Genomic DNA, 21,491 nt, shown 5'->3' on the forward strand with positions numbered 1-21,491 from the left:
GTCCTGATGTAGCGCCGTGATGTCCCGACGTGATGCTGGGTCTGACCGCTGACCGCTGACCGCTGACCGCTGACCGCTGACCGCTGACCGCTGACCGCTGTCAGGTGCCGGCACCCGGCAGTCGACTGGCCGGCTGGGGGCCTGACCCCGAGCCCGGCGGCGTCTGGGATGACTTGCTGCCCGTGCCCTTGTCGGCCTGGGAAGCTTCAGCCTTGTCGGTCCTGGGTTGGGACGACTTGTTCAGCTCCGGCGAGTCGGCATGGATCAGGCTGATCAGCGTCTCGCCGGCCTTGGGCTCCAGTGCCACGGCCGTGTTGGCGATCCGGATGCGGCCCTGACTGCTGATGCAGAACAGCGGCAGCAGGCGCTCTTCATGAATCCTGCGGTAATCCTCGAGGCTGAAGCTCTCGGTGATGCGGGCACGACGGAACTGCGCGCCCTGAGACAGCAGGCTCGCCAGTTTGGCATAGGTGATCTTGCCATCGAACAGCAGCGGCAGGTGCCCCAGTGCCTGGTCCTGCTGGCGCTTGGCGTTCTTGCCATTGTCCTCGGCGAGCCGGAAGACACGCCCGTGACCCAGGATGTGCTCAAAATGCAGCGCAGCCAGGCTATTGAGTTCGCGATAGGGGGACAGCGGCATCAGGTGGCCGATACCGGTCAGCTCGAGATGCTGGGCGGCATGTTCGGACAGTGGATTGCCGTAGTAGACCGGCAGGCCTGCCATGCGTGCTTCCTGCACCGCATCCCAGTTGGTATCGGTCAAGCGCACCGAGAATCCGGCATCCACCAGTTCACGGGCGACCTGGCGCGACACCGAGTTGGCGCCCAGGATCAGGAAGCCGGAGGGCGGCGGCTCGCCGACGCCCAGCACCTTGACGATGGGACGTGACAGCAGGCTCTGGACCACCACCGTGCCGATGATGACCAGGAAGGTCATCGGCACCAGCATCTCGGCGCCTTCGATGCCCTGGGATTCGAGCTTGAGGGCGAACAGCGAGGCGACCGCTGCCGCGACGATGCCGCGCGGCGAGAGCCAGGCCAGCAGTGCCTTCTCGCGCAGTGTCAATTCGCTGCCCAACGTACACAGCCAGACGGTCAGCGGGCGCGCGACCCACATCAACACCGCCAGGAAGACCCATGCCGGCCACGACAGCAGGGACAGCTGCTCGACGGTCAGACGCCCCGCCAGCAGCAGGAACAGTCCCGAGATCAGCAGGACCGTCAGGGTCTCCTTGAACTCGATGATCTGCTGGGTCGGCACGCCGCGCATGTTGGCCAGCCACACGCCCATCACGGTGACGGTCAGCAGGCCGGATTCATGGAACAGGGTATTGGAAATGGCGAACAGCCCCAGCATCACCATCAGGGTGCCGAAGTTGTGCAGCTTCTGGGGTAGCCAGAAATGTCGCAGCACCAGCCCCCAGCACCAGCCACCCAGTGCCCCCATGCCGAGCCCGAGGCCCACCGTCTGGGCGAACAGCAACAGGGTATGCGAGGCCGCATTGCCGGTCATGCCGAGCGCGACGTACTCATAGACCAGTACCGCCAGCAGCGCGCCGACCGGGTCGATCATGATGCCTTCCCAGCGCAGGATCTGGGTCAGGTTGCCGCGCGCGCGCAGCGTCTGCAGCAATGGCATCACCACCGTCGGGCCTGTCACCACCAGCAGGGCGCCGAGCACGGCGGCCATCTCCCAACGCATGTCGAGCAGATAGTGGGCGGCCACGGTGCCGATCACGCCGGTGATCACCACGCCGGTGGTGACCAGCCGCCTGACGATATGGCCATGGCCGCGCAGGTCCTTGAAGTCCAGCGTCAGGCTGCCCTCGAACAGGATGACCGCCACCGCCAGCGAGACCAGCGGGAACAAGAGATCGCCAAGCAGCTCATCCGGCTTCAGCCAGCCCGTGACGGGGCCGGCGAGGATGCCGACGATCAGCAGCGGCAGGATGGCGGGCAGACGCATGCGCCAGGCCAGCCACTGGCAGCCGAGAGCCATCAGACCGATCAGGGTCAGGGCCAGAGCAGGTTCGGTCATCGGATGTCTTCCTTGGAGTCAGCGAAAATGAGCGGTGCCACTGTTGCGGTCACCGCTCATCGTTTCGTTGTGTCTCAGCCGTCTGTCCGTGGTCCCTGCCCCTGCCTGTCCGAACAGGCTCGAAGCAGGGGGCAGGCGCCACTCAGGTGCCGCGCGGCAGGCCGAAAGGGCGCAGCCTAGCGATTGATTCCGTGGTATGCAACGTCGCGTTGCCTTATCGCGCTCTCCTCATTTCCTTTCTCTGTCGTACCCGCGTGATGACGTCGGGCAGACGCGATCCCTCATTGGGCGCGACGCAGCAGTGGCAGCAATGCCTGCAGCGGATGCGGCAATTGGCTGCCGGAGAAACGCTTGCTCTGACTGCGGCACGAATAGCCACTGGCGACCAGCTTGCCCTGATTGGCGTCGTCTTCGACCACGGACTTCCATGACAATTCATAGATGGCGCGTGATGTCTCGAGATTGCGCGCTTCGTGGCCATAGGTACCGGACATGCCGCAGCAGCCGGTGGCGATGGTCTCGAGCTTGAGGCCGAAGGCGGAGTAGACCTGCTGCCAGGCCTTGGCGGAACCCGGCGCATTGGTGCTTTCGGTACAGTGGCTCAACAGCTTCATGCCCGGGTCCATCTTGCCGAGAATCGTCTTGGTCACTCCGACCGGCAGCAGCTTGCGCAGGCTGATCAGCCATTCCTGCAGCAGCAACACCTCGGGAACCGCGTTCGGGCCGAGCGTCTTCACATACTCCTGACGATAGGTCAGTGTCATCGCCGGGTCGATGCCGACCAGTGGTACGCCGAAGTCAGCAATGGCCTTGAGGCGCTCGGCCTGGGCACGCGCAGTACGCTGGAAGGCCCCGGTGAAGCCCTGCACCTGCAGCGGCTTGCCGTTGGGGGCAAAGGGCGCGACGAAGACATGGATGTCGAGTCGCGACAGCAGCTCGATGATGTCGATCACCAGCTGGGCCTCGAAGTGGCTGGTGAAGGCGTCCTGCACCAGGATCACGCTTCTGGCCTTCTGGGATTCGGTCAGGCGGCCCAGCTGGGTCGGCGTCGCCTCGGACACGCCCCAGCTCTTGAGCTGTCTGCGCAGACTGGCGCGCGACAGGCGCGGCGCATCGACCATGCCGATCGGGCCTTCCAGCAGACGACTGACCAGCTTGTGGGTCAACAGGCCGTTATAGAGCGGCGTGACGCGCTCGGCCCACGGCAGCACGAATTCGAGGCTGCCGATCAGATAATCGCGCAGCGGGCGCTGATAACGATGGTGATAGACCTCAAGGAAGCGGCTGCGGAAATCGGGCACGTTGACCTTGATCGGGCACTGGCCTGCGCAGGACTTGCACGCCAGGCAGCCGGACATGGCGTCATAGACCTGCTGGTCGAAGTTGGCGTCAGACTGACCCTCAGCCTGCGCGGAGCCGGCACGGCGCGCCTTGAGCGAGGCGCTGATGCGCGCCGGTAGACGCGCCAGCCACATGCCGGTGCCCTTGAGGCCCGGTGTGCGTGCGGCCTGGGCCTCGGCGATCACGTCGCGTCCGGCGTTGCCTTCCAGGCGCAGCCACTCACGCATCAAGCTGGCACGCCCCTTGGGCGAGTGGATGCGCTGGCGAGTCGCCTTCCATGACGGGCACATGGCGTCGTTGGGATCGTAGTTGTAGCAGGCGCCATTGCCGTTGCAGTAGACGGCGCTGGCGTATTCCTGCCACACGCGCTCATCGATCTGACGGTCGAGATCGCCGCGCATGGTCACGTCATCGATACGCATCAAGCGGGGGTCGAAGGCCTCGACGGCGCTGTCAGCGTGATCACGCTTGTCGCTCCCTTCGCTCCCTTCGCTGCCCTCTTCGCCGGCGCCAGCGTCGTCGACCAGCGCCACTGACAGGCGCGGCGAGGCGATCTTGCCCGGATTGAGCTGATTGTGCGGGTCAAAGGCCGCCTTCACGTCCTGCAGCGCGCCGTAGAGGCTGCCGAAGAAGCGTGGTGAATATTCGGAGCGCACGCCCTTGCCGTGCTCACCCCACAGCAGGCCACCGTACTTGTGGGTGAGGGCGGCGACCTCATCGGAGATCTCGCGAATCATCGCTTGCTGGGCGGGGTCCTTCATGTCCAGCGCCGGGCGCACGTGCAGCACGCCGGCATCGACATGACCGAACATCCCATAACGCAGGCCACGGGCATCCAGCGCGGCACGGAATTCGGCGATGTAATCGGCCAGATGCTCCGGCGGGACAGCAGTGTCCTCGACGAAGGGCAACGGACGGGCCTCGCCATCGACATTGCCCAGCAGGCCCACCGAGCGCTTGCGCATGCCATAGACGCGGCTGATCTGTGCGCGGCCACGGGCTTCGGTGAAGCCGAGGCGCTCGACACTGGTATCGCTGGCCAGGTGCTCGCTGAAAGCCTGCACCTTGGCATCCAGCACCTCTTCGCTGTCGGCATTGAATTCGATCAGGTTGATGCCGCCGATGGCCGGGGTGCCTTCTTCACTGGCCGGGAAGAATTCCTCGACGCTGTCCCACACGAAGTCCTGCATGGCCAGATTGAGCACGGTGTCATCCACCGTCTCGATGGAGGTCGGGCGATTGCCCTCGACGGCCATCAACGCCTTGGCGTCACGCAGTGCGTCCATGAAGCTTGCGTAGCGCAGGTTGATCAGCGTCGAGCAGGGCGCGATGGGCAATGCATTCAGTTCGGCTTCGACCACGAAGCCCAGCGTGCCCTCGGCGCCGCACAGCAGGCTGTTGAGGTTGAAACGTCCGTCGGCCTCGCGCAGGTGGGCGAGGTCGTAGCCGGTCAGGCAGCGGTTGAGTGGCGGAAAGATGTCGGCGATTTCCTCGGCGCGCTCATCGGCGATGGCACGTGCGGTGCGGTAGACCTCACCGACGCGATCATCACGCGCACACAGTGCCTCGAGCTCGGCATCATCGATGGCATGGCTCGACAGCCGGGTCCCGTCGAGCAGAACGCTGTCGAGCGCCAGCACGTGGTCACGCGTCTTGCCGTATTCGCAGCTGCCCTGACCGGAGGCATCGGTATTGATCATGCCGCCAATGGTGGCGCGGTTGGAGGTCGAGAGCTCCGGGGCGAAGAACAGGCCATGCGGCTTGAGCGCGGCATTCAGCTGGTCCTTCACCACGCCGGCCTCGACGCGCACGCGGCGGTTCTCGACATCGATCTCGAGAATGCGGTTCATGTGCCGCGAGACATCCACCAGCACGCCGTCATTGAGCGACTGGCCATTGGTGCCGGTACCGCCGCCGCGTGGCGCCAGGGTGACGCCCGAAAAGCGTGGCTCGTGGGAGAGGCGCGCAATGCGCTGGACATCCTCGGCATGGCGCGGGTAGACCACGGCCTGAGGCAGCACCTGATAGAGCGAGTTGTCGGTAGACAACACGGTGCGGTTGGCGTAGTCCGGACTGATGTCACCGGCAAAGCCTGCATCTCGCAGGGCGGCCAGGAAGTCCAGATAGAGGGAATCGACGGGGGCGGGCATATCCAGCAGGCGTTCGGTCATGATCTCGCTCGGGCAGTGAGTCGCGTCAGGCAGGCATCCAGGGCCAATGGGCCTAAGCTTACCTGAGCTGGGCGTGTGGCCCCAGCCCAGCGCGGCATTGCGTCACTCGCGAGACGGGAATTCAGGTGAAAGGAGTGAGGAATGACTACGCTGTGAAGAGTCATCAAATCGAGGTGTGTGCGTCAGAATGCAAGCCACAAGGGGGTGATGTGCACATGCTGCGGGTGATCATCAGGCATCAGTCGCCGCTTCAGTGGTACCGTTGGCATCGCAAGGCAGACTGTCATGCCACATCCCCTCTGCTTCTTTCCTTGAAGCTGTCTTCCCCCTCAGCTGAGTCATCAGGAGTTAGCTCATGGCATCGTCCACCTATTCCTCGACCTCCACCTGTCATCGCGAGTCTCGTCAGCCGCCCACGCGATTGGGAGTGCTGGGGGTGGGGGAGTTGGCGGAGTCATTGCTGGTCGCGTTGGCGCGCGGTTGTCAGCGCGAAGGCCGTTCGCGGCATGATCTGGAATTTCATCTCTCGCCGCGCAACGACGTGCGCAGTCATCGTCTAGGCTGGCGTTTCGGTGCCATCCGCCACGTCAGCAATGTCGCGGTGTGTGAATCGAGCCTGTGCATGCTGGTCGGAGTGCGGCCAGAGCAGCTCGAGGCACTGGCAAGTGAACTGCGTGAAAGCCGCGCACTGAGCAAGGACCATCACCTGATGGTGCTGGCGGCCGGGGTGCCACTACAGCAGCTGCAGCGCTGGTTCGCGCCGGCGCGAGTGGTGCGGGTGATGACGGGGCTGGCGGTCTGTGAGGGGCAGAGTGCCCTCACGCTCTATCCGGAAGACCCGCTGACGCGCGACCTGCTCGGGCCGGCGGTCCGGCAGATCATCGCCTTCGATGATGAAGCGGCCTTCGAGGCCAGCATGCTGGCGGTCTGCGTGAATGCCTGGCAGATGGCGCAACAGCAGGCGTTGCTCGACTGGTTCCAGACGGTGCCCGGCATGAGCGGCCCCCAGGCGCGCCTGTTGCTGATGGCGCAGTTGCGCGATGCGCTGGCCTTGATGGAAGCCCACCCCGATACCCCGCCCGGCGAGCTTGCCTCGCGTATCGGCACCCCCGGCACCTGGACGGCACGCGGTCTGGAGCAGCTGGGGGGCAAGGAGGGCGCACACCGCCAATGGCAGCAGGTGCTGGAGCAACTGCGCGCGGAGATCGAGCAGGGCAGTGCGTCCCCCGGCAGTGAATGAGGCGCCCTGCCGCCTGATGCCTTCCACTCTCAGCCACCCTCAGATACCCGCGATGCCCATTGATCAGGAGGCGCATCGCGGGTGTCGTACTTTGTTCAACCCGCCTTTCGTGAGTCGCGGATTCCCCGTGACTGGCGATTTTCCTACAATGGAGCGCTAGGCGGCACCCTCGGGTGCCAGAGTGGCGGGCGGCCGATCCATGGCGTTGCCCAGCACTCATTCGCATTGAATCGAGCACGGGGCATACAAGGCACATGGGAACCTGGTTGGCAGTAGCAGCGGGCGGCGCCATCGGGGCGCTGGGACGATATCTCGTCAGTGGCTGGATCGTCGGCGCTGCCGGGCGCGGTTTCCCGTGGGGGACCCTTGGCGTCAATCTGATCGGCAGCTGCCTGATGGGATTCCTGTTCATCTGGGTGACCCAGGAGCTCAAGCTGGCTCCCGTCTGGCAGGCGATCATGGTGGCAGGCTTCACCGGCGCCTTCACCACCTTCTCCACCTTTGCCCTCGAGGCGCTCAATCTGATGATGAGCGGGCGCATGCTGGCGGGGCTGATCTATGTCGCCGTCAGTGTGGTGGCGTGTCTGGGCATGGTCGCGCTGGGCATGAAGATCGCACGCGTTCTGCTGTGATTCCCGTGCTCGGGCGCGCCCTCCTGTCGCCTGGGCGGCTGCGAAGCAGGGCATGGCTGAGGTAGACTAGTGCGCATAACCTTTCCGCGCCGCGATGCGGCCTGAGTGATCCGACGAGAGAGCCTTCCCACATGCTGGACCCGAAACTTCTGCGCGCTGATCTTGAAGCGACTGCTGAGCGCCTCGCACGTCGTGGCTATCAGCTGGATACTGAAGCCTTTGCCGCGCTGGAAGCGCGCCGCCGTGACCTGCAGGTCGAGACGGAATCCCTGCAGAACGAGCGCAACACCCGCTCCAAGTCCATCGGTAATGCCAAGGCTCGCGGCGAAGACATCGCGCCGCTGCTGGCAGAAGTCAGTGATCTGGGCGAGCGTCTCGACGCCGCCAAGTCCGAGCTCAACGAGCTGCAGGCCAAGGCCGATGCCATGGCGGCCAGCCTGCCGAACCTGCCGGACGCCGAAGTGCCGGAAGGCGCTGACGAGAGCGACAACGTCGAGCTGCACCGCTGGGGCACGCCGCGTGAATTCGATTTCGACGTGCGTGACCACGTCGACCTGGGTGAGCTCAAGGGCCAGCTGGACTTCGAGCTGGCGGTCAAGATCACCGGTTCACGCTTCGCCGTGATGCATGGCTCCATCGCGCGCCTGCACCGTGCGCTGGTGCAGTTCATGCTCGACAAGCAGACGCTTGAGCACGGCTACGAAGAATATTACGTGCCGTATATCGTCAACCGCGATTCCCTGATGGGCACCAGCCAGCTGCCCAAGTTCGAGGAAGACCTGTTCAAGCTCAACGACGATCGTGATTTCTTCCTGATCCCGACCGCCGAAGTGCCGCTGACCAACATGGTGCGCGACGAGATCATCGACGCCGGCAGTCTGCCGCTCAAGTTCACCGCCCATACCCCGTGCTTCCGCAGTGAAGCCGGTGCCTATGGTCGTGATACCCGCGGCATGATTCGCCAGCACCAGTTCGACAAGGTCGAGATGGTGCAGGTCGTCGCGGCGGAGAAGAGCGACGAAGCCCTCGAAGAGATGCGCGGCCACGCCGAAGCCATCCTGCAGGCGCTGGAACTGCCGTATCGTGCCGTGACCCTGTGCACCGGCGACATGGGCTTTGCCGCCGCCAAGACCTACGACCTGGAAGTCTGGCTGCCGAGCCAGGCGACCTACCGCGAGATTTCCTCCATCTCCAATTGCCGTGACTTCCAGGCGCGCCGCATGCAGGCGCGTGTGCGTGTCGAAGGTCAGAAGAAGCCGCAGCTGGTGCATACCCTGAATGGGTCCGGTCTGGCCGTGGGTCGCTGCCTGGTCGCCGTGCTGGAAAACCATCAGAACGCCGATGGCTCCATCAGCGTGCCGCAGGCGCTGCGTGGCTACATGGGTGGAGTGGAAACCATCAACGTCTGAGGTGCGTGATTCGCCGTAGTGGATTCTTGCAGCCAAGGCCCCCGCTTTCGTTTGGAAGCGGGGGCCTTCGTTTATCGCGAAGACAGAGGCCTTGCCCGATCGCACCACTCGTTATTCCCTCACTCGGTATTTCCTCTGCGTGACTACAACGTAGCATCAGGGTTGTTATTCTTATTGGTTATTTTAGAGAGTGGTTCTTATGCTCTAAAATGCGACCCATCGAAGGCTGCTCCCCAGCCTTGCCGCGTTTGTGGATGTGCCCCATGGAATTTCTCAATCTCTCCTGTGATCCCTCACGACTCCAGCTGTGCCTGATCGGTGGCGGCCAGGAGGCTGTCGCTCTGGCGGAGCGTTTTGCCGGACTCGGCGCTGACCTGTGTGTCTACGGCGATGCCCGCATGCCGATGCTGGAGACCCTGTGTGGTCGTGAAGGTTGGGAGGTTGCCGATACCCTGTTGCCCGTACCGGCACCGGGCCAGCTATGGCTGGTCGCGACCGGCAGCGAAGGACGTGATCGCGGCATCCTGCGTCATGCGCGCGAGCAGCACGTGATGGTGTTCGCGCCGAGCCACCCCCGGGACTCCAGCGTGCGTCTGCCGCCACGCCTGGTGGCAGGCGAGGCGGTATTGCCGGTAAAGGAGGAGGACCGCTTCACGGGCACGCATGGCCAGGTGGCGTTGGTCAGTGCGGGACCGGGCGATCCGGAGCTGCTGACCCTCAAGGCGCTGCGTCATCTGCAGCAGGCCGATGTCATCATTCACGACCGTCTGGTCAGTCACGAGATTCTGGCGCTGGCCAAGCCTGAGGCGCGTCGCCTGTACGTCGGCAAGGCGCGCAGTGATCATAGCGTGCCCCAGGAAGGCATCAATCAGGCGCTGGTGGATTACGCTCGCGCCGGGCATCGCGTGGTGCGCTTGAAGGGCGGTGATGCCTTCATCTTCGGGCGCGGCGGGGAAGAGCTCGAGACCCTGGCCGGTGCCGGTATCAGTTTCGAGGTGGTTCCGGGCATCACGGCGGCTTCCGGTTGCGCGGCTTACGCGGGCATCCCGCTGACCCATCGCGACCACGCCCAGTCGGTGCGCTTCGTCACCGGGCATCTCAAGGATGGCAGCTGTGACCTGGATTGGGAAGCGCTGGCGCGTCCGGCCCAGACGCTGGTCTTCTACATGGGGCTTGGCAGCCTGGGCCTGATCTGCGAGCAGTTGATCGCCAATGGCCTGGCGGCGTCCACGCCGATCGCGTTGGTCGAGCAGGGCACCACCGCGCGTCAGCGTGTGCATGTGGCAACGCTGGCGGACATGCCGGCGCAGATCGCCGGTCAGGGCCTCAAGCCGCCGACGCTGATCATCGTCGGGGATGTGGTCAAGCTGCACGACACACTTCAATGGTTCTCGCCGAATGCCAACAGCAGCCTGGGGTGGGAAGATGGCAAGCATCCGACGCCGCTGGCCAATGTGGTATCGGTATAGCGCGACCGTCGTGGAAACGAAGGCGTAGAAGCGAAAAAGCAGCGACATGAGCAGTGACAAGACGCCGCCTCGGTAACCCCGGGGCGGCGTCTTGCGTTAGGTCGCGGGCCATGGGGGGGCTGTGGTCGTTGGCCTGACCATCGCGTTGGCACATGGCTGGGCGGCTCTTGGGCCAAGGTCGAGATGACGTGGCATCTGATTGCGCCTATTGTTTCAAGCAATCGTTTGAATTCTGCTGAGCGAAGCCCGTCTTTCATCACGGGCGTGAGGCAAGTTTTTCGCGCAAGCCCTTAGCACATGAGTCAGTGAGGACAGTGATATGGCCAAGTATCAGGCGCCACTCAAGGATGCACGCTTCATTCTCGATGAGGTGTTTGCCGCCGAGCAGGAATGGGCGGACATGGCAGCCACCGAAGAGGTGAATGTCGAGCTGGCCGAGGCGATTCTCGAGGAAGGTGCGCGCGTGACCCAGGCCGAGCTGCTGCCGCTGAACCTGAGCGGTGACGCCGAGGGTGCGCGTTTCGAAAACGGCCACGTCACGACACCCAAGGGCTTCAAGGAGGCCTATCGGGTACTCGCCGAAGGCGGCTGGATGGGACTGGGCGGCAACCCTGAATACGGTGGTCAGGGCATGCCCAAGATGCTCACCGTGGCCTTTGAAGAGATGCTCTACGCCACCAATGCCAGTTTCGCGCTCTATCCGGCGCTGAATGCCGGTGCCTGTCTGGCGGTGGACAGCCACGCGCCGGAGTCCGTCAAGCAGGTATTTCTGCCGCGCATGTATGCCGGCGACTGGCTGGGCACCATGTGTCTGACCGAGCCGCATTGCGGCACGGACCTCGGCCTGATCCGCACCCGTGCCGAATCCCTCGAGGGCGATGACCCGCTGCTGGGGCTGCCGCGCTATCGCCTCACCGGCACCAAGATCTGGATCACCGGCGGCGAGCACGACATGGTCGACAACATCGTGCATCTGGTGCTCGCCAAGCTGCCGGATGCGCCGTCGGGGACGCGTGGCATCTCGCTGTTTCTGGTCTCCAAGCACCTGCTGGATGCCGATGGGCAGCCGACGGCACCGAATGCGGTCAGCTGTGGCTCCATCGAACACAAGATGGGCATCAAGGGCAGCGCGACCTGCGTGATGAACTTCGACGGTGCCGAAGGCGTGCTGATTGGCGAGCCGCATCAGGGGCTGGCGGCGATGTTCACCATGATGAACTACGAGCGTCTCTCCATCGGTCTGCAGGGGCTGGGGCTGGGCGAGGTGGCCTATCAGAGCGCGATGGACTTCGCCGCCGAGCGTCTGCAGAGCCGGGCACCGACTGGGGCCAAGGCGCCTGACAAGCCGGCCGACCCGATTCTGGTGCATCCTGACGTGCGACGCATGGCGCTTGAGGTGCGCGTCTGGAACGAGACCGGGCGCGCCTTTGCCGTCTTCGTGGGCCAGCAGCTGGACCGCGTCAAATATCACGCCGATGACGCGGTGAAGGCTGGCGCGGATGCGCTGGTGCAATTCATGACGCCGATCGCCAAGGCGCTGCTGACCGACCGTGGCTTCGATGCCACCGTCATGGCGCAGCAACTCTATGGTGGCAATGGCTACTGCGTGGAGTGGGGCGCTGAGCAGTACGTGCGCGATGCACGCATCGCGATGATCTACGAAGGCACCAACGGCATTCAGGCGATGGATCTGGTGGGGCGCAAGCTCTACCGCAATCGTGGCGCCCATGTGGCGAGCTTTGCCGCCTTGGTGCGAGCCGAGCTTGAGTGTCAGGTCGACGATGCTCGGACCCACCCGTTCGCCGAGGCCTGCAAGACGGAGCTTGCGCGTCTGGAGCGAGTGTCCGAGCAGTTGCTGGCCCGTGCCGATGACAACCTGGAAGAGCTGGGCGCGGCGGCCTGTGACTACCTCAATCTGGCAGGGCTGTGTGTCTACAGCTATCTGTGGCTGCGCATGGCGCGAGCTGCGGCGCATGGACTGGCGCAAGCAGGTGCCAGCGGTGAGGCCTTCTATCGCCGCAAGCTGGCGCTCGGGGAGTACTTCGTGGCACGCGTGCTGCCGCGCGCCGTCGCCCTGGAAGCCCAGATCAGTGCTGGTGCAGCGCCATTGATGGCCTTCAGCCTCGAGGATTTCGCGCCGGAGCAATGACGCAAGACGCAATGACGTAAGGCTAAGGCACCGTGATCGTCACTAGCGTCCCATGAAAAGCCCAGCGACCGTGTCAGGTCGCTGGGCTTTTTTGTGTGGCCTGAGCCCCTGTCCATCGGACCGTGTCGGTAAGCTTGCATGCTTGCAGGTCGGCTCATGACCGCTCGGTCGGCTCATCCTGCTTCAGCAGCCAGTCACGCATGGCGGGGAACAGCTCGACCAGCACGAACAGCGGGCCGATCAGCAGCTGACGCAGATCATCGAGGAAGGCCGGTTTGCGGCCCTCGATACGATGGCCGACGACCTGACCGATCCAGGCAACCACGAAGGCCGCCAGCATCATCGGAGTCACCGGCCAGTTGAGCCCAAGCATCACGAACATCACGGCCAGACTGGCCAGGGTCCAGGTGACCATCACGCCAAGCACCCTGAGAGAGAAGCGCGCATAGACGGCCAGGAGCGCCAGGGTGACCACGCCACCGGGCAGCATCCACAGACCCAGCCCCGGTTCACTCGATAGCCCCTGCCCCCCGAGCAGTCTCCATAGCAGGATCAAGCTGGCAGTGAAGATGACAGGTACGCAGACCAGATGCATGCGGATGTTTTCACGATGCTGATGACTGGCCGCGTAGTGCTCGAGTGCTTCATGCAGACGCTGGTGAGCGTCTGCCTTGATATGAGGGTGCGATAATATACCCATGAGGCATTCTCCAGACAGACATTGAAAATGCCCGCATGCACAGGTGCGCAGCGGGATCGATGGCGTGTTATGTCAAGGAGCAATGGCGTGAGTCAGCAGGGTCCGGCAACCCTGCTGGCTCCTGTCAGCGTAGCGTATTGCCGTGCTGCCAGCCTGTGTCTGCGCAGGCAGACTGTCGAACCTGGCGCTTTTTTTCTGGTGTGAATCAAGCGGCACTGGCCCTTCAGAGGTGGAAATGACCGCAGGCTTCCGGCTGATGCAGGATGGCTTCCAGGCGGATGATGTCGCTCTGGCCATCTTCCCGGGGCAGCGTGATCTGCTCGCCAACCGCCATTCCCAGCAGCGCGATGCCCAGTGGCGACATGATGCACAGGGCCAGTGAGGTCTCTTGCTCTTCGGGCTGCGGCAGATGGTTGCGCAGTGAAATGCACTCACCATCCTCCGGGGTGGGATAGTGCAGTGTCAGCTCGCTATCGCCGGAGCGCGACCCCTTGAGACGCAGGCGGCTACGCATGCTGACGCGGTCTTCGGGGAAGTCATCGGGGGGCACGATCTCTGCCTGGATCAGGCGGCTTTCGAGGCGAAGGGACAGCTCCTCATCGTGCTGCTGAGCGTCGATCAGGCGCTGGAGGCGGTCAGCATCCAGGCGGTTGATGATCAGTCGTTGCCGAGTCATCGTGGGGTTCCTTGTTATCGAGTCACTGCGCGATATCATGCGCAGCAAGACGGCGCCAATCCTGGCTTGGTCAATACGGAGAGACGGACAGGGAATCCATCGGCCGTGATTGTCCATGGATTGTCCGCTAATTAATCCTAGCGGCTTTTGACGGGGTGCGGGAGTCGTCTGATGCCGACAACTTTCATGGCGCTGTCACCCAGGGCTGCCAATCTCACACGAGACTCATCGATGTCGATTCTCTGGATATATCCGCTGGCGGCGCTCGCCGAGATCGCCGGCTGCTTCAGTTTCTGGGCCTGGTGGAAACTGGAGCGCAGCCCCGGCTGGCTGATTCCCGGCATGCTGAGCCTGGCGCTGTTCGCCTGGCTGCTTTCACTGGTCGACGTCAGTCACGCCGGGCGCGCCTTTGCCGTCTATGGCGGTGTCTATATCGCCGCGTCAGTGGCCTGGCTGTGGCTGGTCGAGCAGCAGTTGCCCAGTCGCTGGGACCTGCTGGGGACACTGGTCTGCCTGGCAGGCAGCGCCATCATCGTGCTGGGTGCCCGTGCGCAATGAGCGCAAATGTCTTGTTTATTAGTATTTTATTAAATATATCGGGCGTTGAGCATGAGAGCGCTCATTGTTGGGTATACTGCGCCAAGATGAGGCAATGACCCTCGGAATTCGATCTGACGCAATGAGGCACCAGCATGCAGTGGGAATGGTTATGGGGGCTGGGCGGCCTTGGCATCGGCGGTTTCATCGGCTTCTGGCTCGGTCGCTGGCGGCCGCGCAGAGAGGAATGGAATCAGGCCGTGCAACCACTGCTATCGGCATTGGTGGAGGCGGAGCCAGACGTTGCGCGTGGTGAGCGGCTGGCGCTTGACCCCTCACTGCTCGACGCCTTTCGCCAGGTGGCCTCGCGTCGCGAGTTCTATCGCTTCACCAGCGGGATCGAATACGTGAACCTGCAGCTCGCCGCGGCGCATGCCGCGCATCATGATCGTGAAGAGCGCCAGCTATTGCTGGATCAGGCGCGTGTCAGCCTGACCAACCTGCAAGACAGCATAAGACGACGCTGAGGTTTGTCCAGACGCGCGAATGCCGCACCATAGATCGACCGGGGGCGCAAAGTAGAGGAACGCTAAGCAGGAGAATGCAGAGCAGGTAGTTTGCAAAGCAGAGTAACGCAGAAAGCGGGAAAGACGCGGGACCAGTAATCGGCTGGAAGGCGCTGACAATGATGATGGGTGCAGAAGGCGTCAGATATCACGACGCATGCATGACAGATTAAAAGCGAGAGGACTTGCTGACTGCGCCAGGCAGTTGGGGAGCATCAGCAGAGTCTGCTGATGGTGCGGAAGGGGGGACTCGAACCCCCACACCTTGCGGCACCAGAACCTAAATCTGGCGTGTCTACCAATTCCACCACTTCCGCGAGAAGCAGGGCTGCATTTTACCTGTGATGCCTTTCAAGTCAATCGCTTGTGTCGATTAACCCCTGAATTTCCCCGCCTTGTGCTGCAACTTCACTGACTCACTCCGGCACGACATGCACGCTGCGTGACTCCAGCCCGCAGGGCAGTTGCAGATAGCTGGCGGCGCGCTCGGCAGCGTGGCGTGTATTGGAGAGGTCTTCATCGCACATCCACGGCACGACCCCCAGACAGGGGGCTCGCAACGTGCGTGACAACGTCGCCATGTTGTCTTCGCTGACCTCGATATCCGCTTCCAGATGGTTGATGACATAGCCGGCGATCTCCAACCCATCGCGCTCGATGGCCTCAAGCGTCAGGCGCGCATGATTGATGCAGCCCAGGCGCAGCCCGACGACCAGAATCACCGGCAAGCCCAGCTCGATGGCCAGGTCCGAGAAATCCTCATCGTCATTCAGCGGTACTCGCCAGCCGCCAGCGCCTTCCACCAACAGCAGGTCGCGCGGTGCACTTGTCCGCTGGCTTCGCACATACGCCGCGATCTTTGCCACCTCGAGATTGACGCCCACCTGACGTGCGGCAATGTGCGGCGCGATGGCCGGCGCGAAGCGCCAGGGGTTGATGCTTTCATAATCGGCTTCCGGTTCGCACTGCGCCTGCAATGACAGGGCGTCGGCGTTGACCAGACCATCGTGATTCTCGAAGCAGTCAGAGGCCACGGGCTTGAGGCCCAGCGTCGTCAGGCCGCGCAGGCGAGCACGTGCCAGCAGTGCGCTGGCGATGAAGGTCTTGCCGATTTCGGTATCGGTGCCGGTCACGAAGGCGGCGATGCCATGTTCGGCTCGCGCAGGCGGAGCCGTGTTCCGTGACGAGCTGTCCGCGGTTTTCATATCAGTTTTCATTGTATCCGAGCGAGGCAGGTAATTGCCTTCAAGCAAAGTATCAGTGTTATCCGTACGCAATTCTGAGCGGTTTTTCGAGCACAAGTTCAATGACTTGATAGCTTACAGGCAATCCCTTCGCGGTACGCAAGGTTTCATGTCGCGCCTTGGCCTGCTGCACTTCGGCACGTGTCAGGCGCCGGCCAGTGGCGGTCTGTGCCCCGATGCCCTTGATCGAGGCCATGACGGCGGCGACATCGGGATAGTGAAATATCCGCGGGCGTAACTGCCAGTGGCAGCGCAACCCGGCGGCTTGGGCATGGCGTGCAAGATGGGAGGCGCTGGGGAAGTGACGCACGGAATCATCCGCGCGCTGCCAGGCATGGCGTACTTCCTTGAGGGTGCCGGGCCCCAGGGTGTTGATGTGCGCTCGAGCGCCGGGTTTCAAGGTGCGTGACAGTTCCGCGAGCCATAGCCGAGGGCTGTCGCACCATTGCACGGCCAGGCTCGAGAAGGCCAGGTCCAGACTCGCATCGGCCAGTGGCAGGCGCTCGGCATCGGCGCGCAGCCAGTGCAGGCGTCCAGAGTCGCCACTCGCAAGTTCGCTCGTCTGGCGTGCGGCTTCACGCAGCATCTCAAGCGAGAGATCCAGCCCCATGCAGCGAGCCCCAGAGTAGCGCTGCGCCAGTTCGAGCGTCCAATGTCCGGGTCCACAACCGAGATCGAGCACTCGCGCGGCGGCCGGCAGCCGCTCAGGGAGCGAGGCGAACAGGGTGGCCGCCATGGCGTGCTGCGCCTGCGCCAGCGTGAGGTAGTCGGCAGCGCCGCGATCAAAGGCGCGGGCAATCTGCTGGCGGCTCGGGGTAGGCGTAAGTGGAGGCGTGAGCTGGGGTGTTGCAGGTTCAGTAGGCGGCACGCTGACGGCAATCGGCATCTCAGGCCTCCTCGCTGATACGAGTGACGTGGGTGGCGAGGCCCATGCGTGTGAGCAGGGCATCGGCAAGCGCCTCGGTCGCGCTCAATGGCAGGCAGTGGCCACCCTCGAATTCCGCGACCACCTGGCCCTGCGCGCGCAGCACCGCACTCAGGCCTGGCGCCAGTAGCGGGTCCTGCTTGCCGAGCCAGAACTCGAGCGGTAACTCTGATTGAAGCGCTAGTGACATCTGACGGCTGGCCAGTTCCGCCAGTCCTGCCGCCAGCACCGCTTCGCGACTGACGGGGTGGCGACCGATCAGTGCGCGCAATTGCCTGAGGCAGTCACGTGCAGAGCCCTCACCACTGGTCTGCCAGCGCAGAAAGTGTTGCCAGCTGGCGGCAGGGTTGCGCGCGAAGGCTGCGCGGAAGTCCTCCAGCACTTCTGGTGCCAGGGCGGGAATCGTCTGTTCAGATGGGGCCTGGTCGATGAAGCTTGGCCCCATGGCCAGCGAGACAAGAGCGGCCGGCGCTTGCTCTCTCGCCAGCGCCTCGGCCCGCAGGGCGCCCAGCGACCAGCCCAGCCACAGGGTATCAGCGCCGCCCAGTGAGGCTTGCGAGGCAGTCGGCTCTTGCGAGCCTTCTTCTGGCCAGTCCGGCGTGATGATCTCCAGCGGGCGACGCTTTGTCTGATCATCTGCCCCGTCACCTGCCTGATCATCCGTCTCCGTGACGTGAGCGAGGCGTGCGTGCAGGCAGGCGATCAAGGGCTGCCAGATACGCGCATCGATGCCCCAGCCGCTGAACAGCACCAGACGAGACAGCGTCATGGCGTGACTCCTTCTGAGCTGATGGTTGGGGAAGAAGAGCGGGGCTGGGTCTTTTCCGCTGCCAGTACCGCTTCGAGAGCGTCGAGCAGTGCCGCGATATCCTCGGCAGTGTGCTCGGCGGAGAAGGTGAAGCGCAGGCGCGAGCTACCGGCGGGCACCGTGGGTGGGCGGATGGCCGAGACCAGCACGCCGCGTTCGCGCAGTGCCGCGCTCCAGGCCAAGGCCCGCGCTTCGCTGCCCAGAATCAGCGGCTGAATCGGGGTCAGCGGAATGGAGGGTGAATCATTGGTGTCGGCTGGCGACAGCTCGAGCGCGAGCCCACTGCCCGCCAGCAGATGGGCACATCCATCACGGAACTGCTGCACGCGGGCCTGTAGCTGCTCGCGGCGTTGCGGCTCGCGCGCGATGATCTCGAGCGCCGCCAGGGTCGCGGCCGCGACATGCGGCGGTTGCGCGGTGGTGTAGATGTAGGGGCGGGCCAGCTGGATCAGGCTCTCGATCAGCGCATCGCTACCGGCGACGAAGGCGCCGCTGCTACCGAGCGCCTTGCCCAGGGTGCCGACCAATACCGGCACATCAGCCAGCGGGGTATCGCGCCCGACCAGGCCTTCGCCATGCTCACCCAGCACGCCCAGTCCGTGGGCATCGTCGATCATCAGCCAGGCGCCGTGCCGAGCACAGGCCTGGCTCAGGCCCGCGATATCGGCGCAGTCGCCATCCATGCTGAAGACGCCATCGCTGATCACCAGCTTGTCGTCGGCCCGGGAGCGCGCCAGCTGGCGCTCGAGGTCCTCGATATCGCGATGATGGAAGCGACGCGAGCGCACGGCAGTGGTGCCTGAGGATGCCAGGCGCGCGCCATCGAGGAGGCTGGCGTGATTGAGACGATCATGGAAGATCTCGAGGCTGCGACCGGCCTCGCGCGAAGCACTCGCCAGCGCATCGATCACGCCCAGATTGGCCATGAAGCCGGTGGAGAACAGCAGCGCGCGGGGGCGTCCTGTCAGCTCGGCCAGACGTTCTTCCAGTTGGTGGTGAGCGCGCTGGTGGCCATTGACCAGATGCGCGCTACCGCTGCCGACACCGAAGTCACGCGCCGCGCGACAGCCGGCCTCGATCAGTGCCGGATGCTTGGCCAGCCCCAGATAGTCGTTGGCGGTGAAGTTGAGCAGCGGGCGCGCTTCTGCATCGGTTGTCTGCCCGGCGAGGATGACGTGGGGGCCCTGGGGCGAATCCAGCGTCAGGCGCCGGCGATAACGGCCGGCCTGCTCACGCTGAGTGAGCAGGGCCTCCAGATGCGTGAAGCTGCCGCTGGACTTGGAGCTTGCGCGCTGGCAGGCGAGCGTATCAGTGGCCACGAGCGATCAGACCACCAGACCGCAGGGCTTGCGTTCGCGCACCTGGCCTTCGCTGCTGGCGGGCGTCGCTTCGCGCGTGGCGTCATAGAACAGGCTGCCCTCGACATTGGCGCGTGCCTTTTCTTCCATGGCGGCCTTCAGGGCGGCTTCGCGCACTTCGTCGCTGGCGACTTCCTGGCGGGTCTCCGGGTGCAGGCCAAGACGCTCGAACAGCTCGCGGTCACGGTTGGCCTGCGGGTTGCCGGTGGTCAGCAGACGTTCGCCATAGAAGATGGAGTTGGCACCGGCGAGGAAGGCCAGTGCCTGGGTGGAATCGTCCATCTGCTCGCGGCCAGCGGAAAGGCGCACGTGACTCTTCGGCATCATGATGCGCGCCACGGCGATGGCGCGGATGAACTCGATGGGATCGAGGTCATCGACATTCTCCAGCGGCGTGCCCGCCACCTTGACCAGCATGTTGATCGGCACCGATTCCGGCTGCGGCTCCAGATTGGCCAGCTGACGCAGCAGGCCGGCACGGTCGGTGGTGGTCTCGCCCATGCCGAGGATGCCGCCGGAGCACACCTTCATGCCGGCTTCGCGCACGCTGGCCAGGGTGTCCAGGCGCTCGCTGTAGCTGCGCGTGGTGATGATCTCGCCGTAGTACTCCGGTGAGGTGTCCAGATTGTGGTTGTAGTAGTCGAGGCCGGCATCCGCGAGCTTTCTGGCCTGATCGGTATCGACCATGCCCAGCGTCATGCAGGTCTCGAGCCCCAGCGACTTCACCTGACGCACCATCTCGGTGACCACCTCGAGGTCGCGCTCACGCGGGCTCTTCCAGGCCGCACCCATGCAGAAGCGGCTGGCGCCGGCATCCTTGGCGGCACGCGCCTGCTCGACCACCTTCTCGATCTCCATCAGCTTTTCCTTGCCAAGGCCGGTGTTGTAGTGGCCGGACTGCGGGCAGTACTTGCAGTCTTCCGGGCAGGCGCCGGTCTTGATCGACAGCAGGGTGGAGACCTGTACCGCGTTCGGGTCGAAGTGCTGGCGGTGCACCTGCTGGGCACGGAACAGCAGATCATTGAAGGGCAGGGCGAACAGCGCCTCGATTTCCGCGACGCTCCAGTCATGGCGTACCACGCTGTCATCGGCAGGCGCAGGGATATTCGTGGCTTGTGTGGTCACGCGAGAGGCTTCTACGGTCATGAGCTTGAGGTCCTTCATCAGGCGGGCAGAGCGAGAGCGCGCTGAGCCGTTCATCCGTGGGTGAGTCCGGCAGCCGAGCTGGCGAGTAGTCAGTCAACGCATCGAGAAAGACAAGGTTAACTGAGATGATAGAGTTTCCGCGGGCGCTGTCAACGATGAGAAATCTGCTGGTTGACCACTGGCAGCTGTCGCGACCCTGCGCCTTCTGTCAGCGTCAGCTGACGACAGCCATGTCCGGCGCGGCCGAACGGCAGAGCGCTTCAGTTTCACCTCCCCATTCATTTTCCTCTCTAGCGACACGCTCGCGTCATGAGCGAGCGCTGTCATCGCGCCGCGAGTGGTGCGACGCCTGCGAGGCGAGAATCGCGCGCAATCAGCATGCCTGTCCGCGCTGTGCTGAGCCTGTCGCCTCACTGGCCTTGAGTCAGCAGGCCTGCGCGCGGTGCCTGTCGTCACCGCCCGCCTTTACGCGCTGCTATGCGCCACTGCGTTATGAAGGACTGCTGGCGGGGCTGTTCCAGCGCTACAAGGACCAGCATCAGCGCCGCGCCGGACGACTGCTTCGCCAACTCATGCAGCGGGAGCTGACGCACTTCTGCCACGAGTGGCGCCAGTCGCATCCTCACGGCGCAGTGCTGCTGGTGCCGGCAGATGCCTATCGTCGTCGCCAGCGCGGCCATGATGCGCTGGCAGAGCTGTGTCGCGGGCTGAGCCCCGCCATTGCTGGCCATCCGCGGGATATGGCGCGGGTACGCGACAGGCGCATGCCGCACGAGGCGTCAGTCGCGGTGGCCAGGGCGGCGCCGGATCAGCGACTGCGGGATAGGCGCGGGCGTCTGAAGGCCCAGCGTGGGCGTTATGACATCGAGGGCCTACTGCCCGAGCACGTGCTGCTGATCGATGACGTCATGACCAGCGGTGCGACGCTCGATAGTCTTGCTCAGGCCTGCCTGCGAGCCGGTGCCCGTGAGGTCGAGGCCTGCGTGCTGGCGCGGACTCCCCTGGCCTCGCGCGGGGCGCCGTGACCTGCAAACGCGACATGAAGGTGAGCCGCACGGCATGTGCCGCCAGGGTTCAACCTC

17 protein-coding genes and 1 tRNA gene are annotated in these 21,491 nt (G+C 64.1%); 8 read left to right on the forward strand and 10 right to left on the reverse strand.

The features are described 5' to 3' along the window. Positions 1-100: 100 nt before the first annotated feature. On the reverse strand, positions 101-2,038 hold the full coding sequence (locus F8A90_RS03875; RefSeq protein WP_200019083.1) for a cation:proton antiporter: 1,938 nt from the start codon (positions 2,036-2,038) through the stop codon (positions 101-103). A 281-nt stretch (positions 2,039-2,319) separates the two neighbouring features. After that, positions 2,320-5,550 carry an FAD-binding and (Fe-S)-binding domain-containing protein gene (locus F8A90_RS03880; protein ID WP_200019085.1) on the reverse strand — a complete coding sequence of 1,077 codons (3,231 nt, stop codon included), beginning with the start codon at positions 5,548-5,550 and terminating at the stop codon, positions 2,320-2,322. A 355-nt stretch (positions 5,551-5,905) separates the two neighbouring features. Here F8A90_RS03880 and F8A90_RS03885 point away from each other — a divergent pair, with 355 nt between their 5' ends. The 5 genes from F8A90_RS03885 to F8A90_RS03905 all read left to right on the forward strand — a co-directional run bounded on the left by F8A90_RS03885 (position 5,906) and on the right by F8A90_RS03905 (position 12,449). Continuing rightward, positions 5,906-6,790 (forward strand): hypothetical protein, encoded by an 885-nt coding sequence (locus F8A90_RS03885; protein WP_200019087.1) that lies wholly within the window; start codon positions 5,906-5,908, stop codon positions 6,788-6,790. A gap of 254 nt (positions 6,791-7,044) precedes the next feature. Then, complete coding sequence (gene crcB / locus F8A90_RS03890) at positions 7,045-7,422, forward strand: fluoride efflux transporter CrcB (protein ID WP_200019089.1); 378 nt, start codon at positions 7,045-7,047, stop codon at positions 7,420-7,422. 131 nt (positions 7,423-7,553) lie between these two features. Further along, positions 7,554-8,831 carry a serine--tRNA ligase gene (gene serS / locus F8A90_RS03895; RefSeq protein WP_176676351.1) on the forward strand — a complete coding sequence of 426 codons (1,278 nt, stop codon included), beginning with the start codon at positions 7,554-7,556 and terminating at the stop codon, positions 8,829-8,831. A 263-nt stretch (positions 8,832-9,094) separates the two neighbouring features. Then, positions 9,095-10,300, forward strand: a complete 1,206-nt coding sequence (gene cobA / locus F8A90_RS03900) for a uroporphyrinogen-III C-methyltransferase (protein WP_325096940.1) — start codon at positions 9,095-9,097, stop codon at positions 10,298-10,300. Between the two features lie 319 nt (positions 10,301-10,619). Further along, positions 10,620-12,449, forward strand: coding sequence for an acyl-CoA dehydrogenase C-terminal domain-containing protein (locus F8A90_RS03905; RefSeq protein WP_200019091.1), 1,830 nt, complete (start codon positions 10,620-10,622; stop codon positions 12,447-12,449). A gap of 154 nt (positions 12,450-12,603) precedes the next feature. Here F8A90_RS03905 and F8A90_RS03910 read toward each other — a convergent pair whose 3' ends face one another. Beyond that, complete coding sequence (locus F8A90_RS03910; RefSeq protein WP_200019093.1) at positions 12,604-13,149, reverse strand: Mpo1 family 2-hydroxy fatty acid dioxygenase; 546 nt, start codon at positions 13,147-13,149, stop codon at positions 12,604-12,606. 223 nt (positions 13,150-13,372) lie between these two features. Next, positions 13,373-13,825, reverse strand: coding sequence for a hypothetical protein (locus tag F8A90_RS03915; RefSeq protein WP_166019225.1), 453 nt, complete (start codon positions 13,823-13,825; stop codon positions 13,373-13,375). 231 nt (positions 13,826-14,056) lie between these two features. Here F8A90_RS03915 and F8A90_RS03920 point away from each other — a divergent pair, with 231 nt between their 5' ends. Together F8A90_RS03920 and F8A90_RS03925 are read left to right on the forward strand one after the other, a co-directional pair. Continuing rightward, positions 14,057-14,383, forward strand: coding sequence for a YnfA family protein (locus F8A90_RS03920; RefSeq protein ID WP_043332424.1), 327 nt, complete (start codon positions 14,057-14,059; stop codon positions 14,381-14,383). 134 nt (positions 14,384-14,517) lie between these two features. Beyond that, on the forward strand, positions 14,518-14,889 hold the full coding sequence (locus tag F8A90_RS03925) for a hypothetical protein (protein ID WP_200019095.1): 372 nt from the start codon (positions 14,518-14,520) through the stop codon (positions 14,887-14,889). 271 nt (positions 14,890-15,160) lie between these two features. Here the strand turns inward: F8A90_RS03925 and F8A90_RS03930 are convergent. The 6 genes from F8A90_RS03930 to bioB all read right to left on the reverse strand — a co-directional run bounded on the left by F8A90_RS03930 (position 15,161) and on the right by bioB (position 20,409). After that, a tRNA-Leu gene (locus F8A90_RS03930) sits at positions 15,161-15,245 on the reverse strand. A gap of 99 nt (positions 15,246-15,344) precedes the next feature. Continuing rightward, on the reverse strand, positions 15,345-16,133 hold the full coding sequence (gene bioD, locus F8A90_RS03935; protein WP_200019098.1) for a dethiobiotin synthase: 789 nt from the start codon (positions 16,131-16,133) through the stop codon (positions 15,345-15,347). 58 nt (positions 16,134-16,191) lie between these two features. After that, a complete protein-coding gene (locus F8A90_RS03940) occupies positions 16,192-17,058 on the reverse strand; it encodes a methyltransferase domain-containing protein (RefSeq protein WP_200019100.1) in 867 nt (288 codons plus the stop codon). A 1-nt stretch (position 17,059) separates the two neighbouring features. Next, positions 17,060-17,866, reverse strand: coding sequence for a hypothetical protein (locus F8A90_RS03945; RefSeq protein WP_200019103.1), 807 nt, complete (start codon positions 17,864-17,866; stop codon positions 17,060-17,062). Continuing rightward, positions 17,863-19,224 (reverse strand): aminotransferase class I/II-fold pyridoxal phosphate-dependent enzyme, encoded by a 1,362-nt coding sequence (locus F8A90_RS03950; RefSeq protein WP_233593432.1) that lies wholly within the window; start codon positions 19,222-19,224, stop codon positions 17,863-17,865. Before F8A90_RS03950 ends, F8A90_RS03945 begins: the two co-directional genes overlap by 4 nt. 6 nt (positions 19,225-19,230) lie before the next feature. Then, on the reverse strand, positions 19,231-20,409 hold the full coding sequence (bioB, locus tag F8A90_RS03955; RefSeq protein ID WP_166019230.1) for a biotin synthase BioB: 1,179 nt from the start codon (positions 20,407-20,409) through the stop codon (positions 19,231-19,233). Between the two features lie 155 nt (positions 20,410-20,564). On the opposite strand from bioB, the gene F8A90_RS03960 reads away from it, so the two are divergent. Beyond that, complete coding sequence (locus F8A90_RS03960; RefSeq protein ID WP_200019105.1) at positions 20,565-21,434, forward strand: ComF family protein; 870 nt, start codon at positions 20,565-20,567, stop codon at positions 21,432-21,434. The last annotated feature ends 57 nt before the right edge of the window (positions 21,435-21,491 follow it).

It is taken from the genome of Cobetia sp. cqz5-12, assembly GCF_016495405.1.
In the GTDB taxonomy this organism is placed as follows: domain Bacteria; phylum Pseudomonadota; class Gammaproteobacteria; order Pseudomonadales; family Halomonadaceae; genus Cobetia.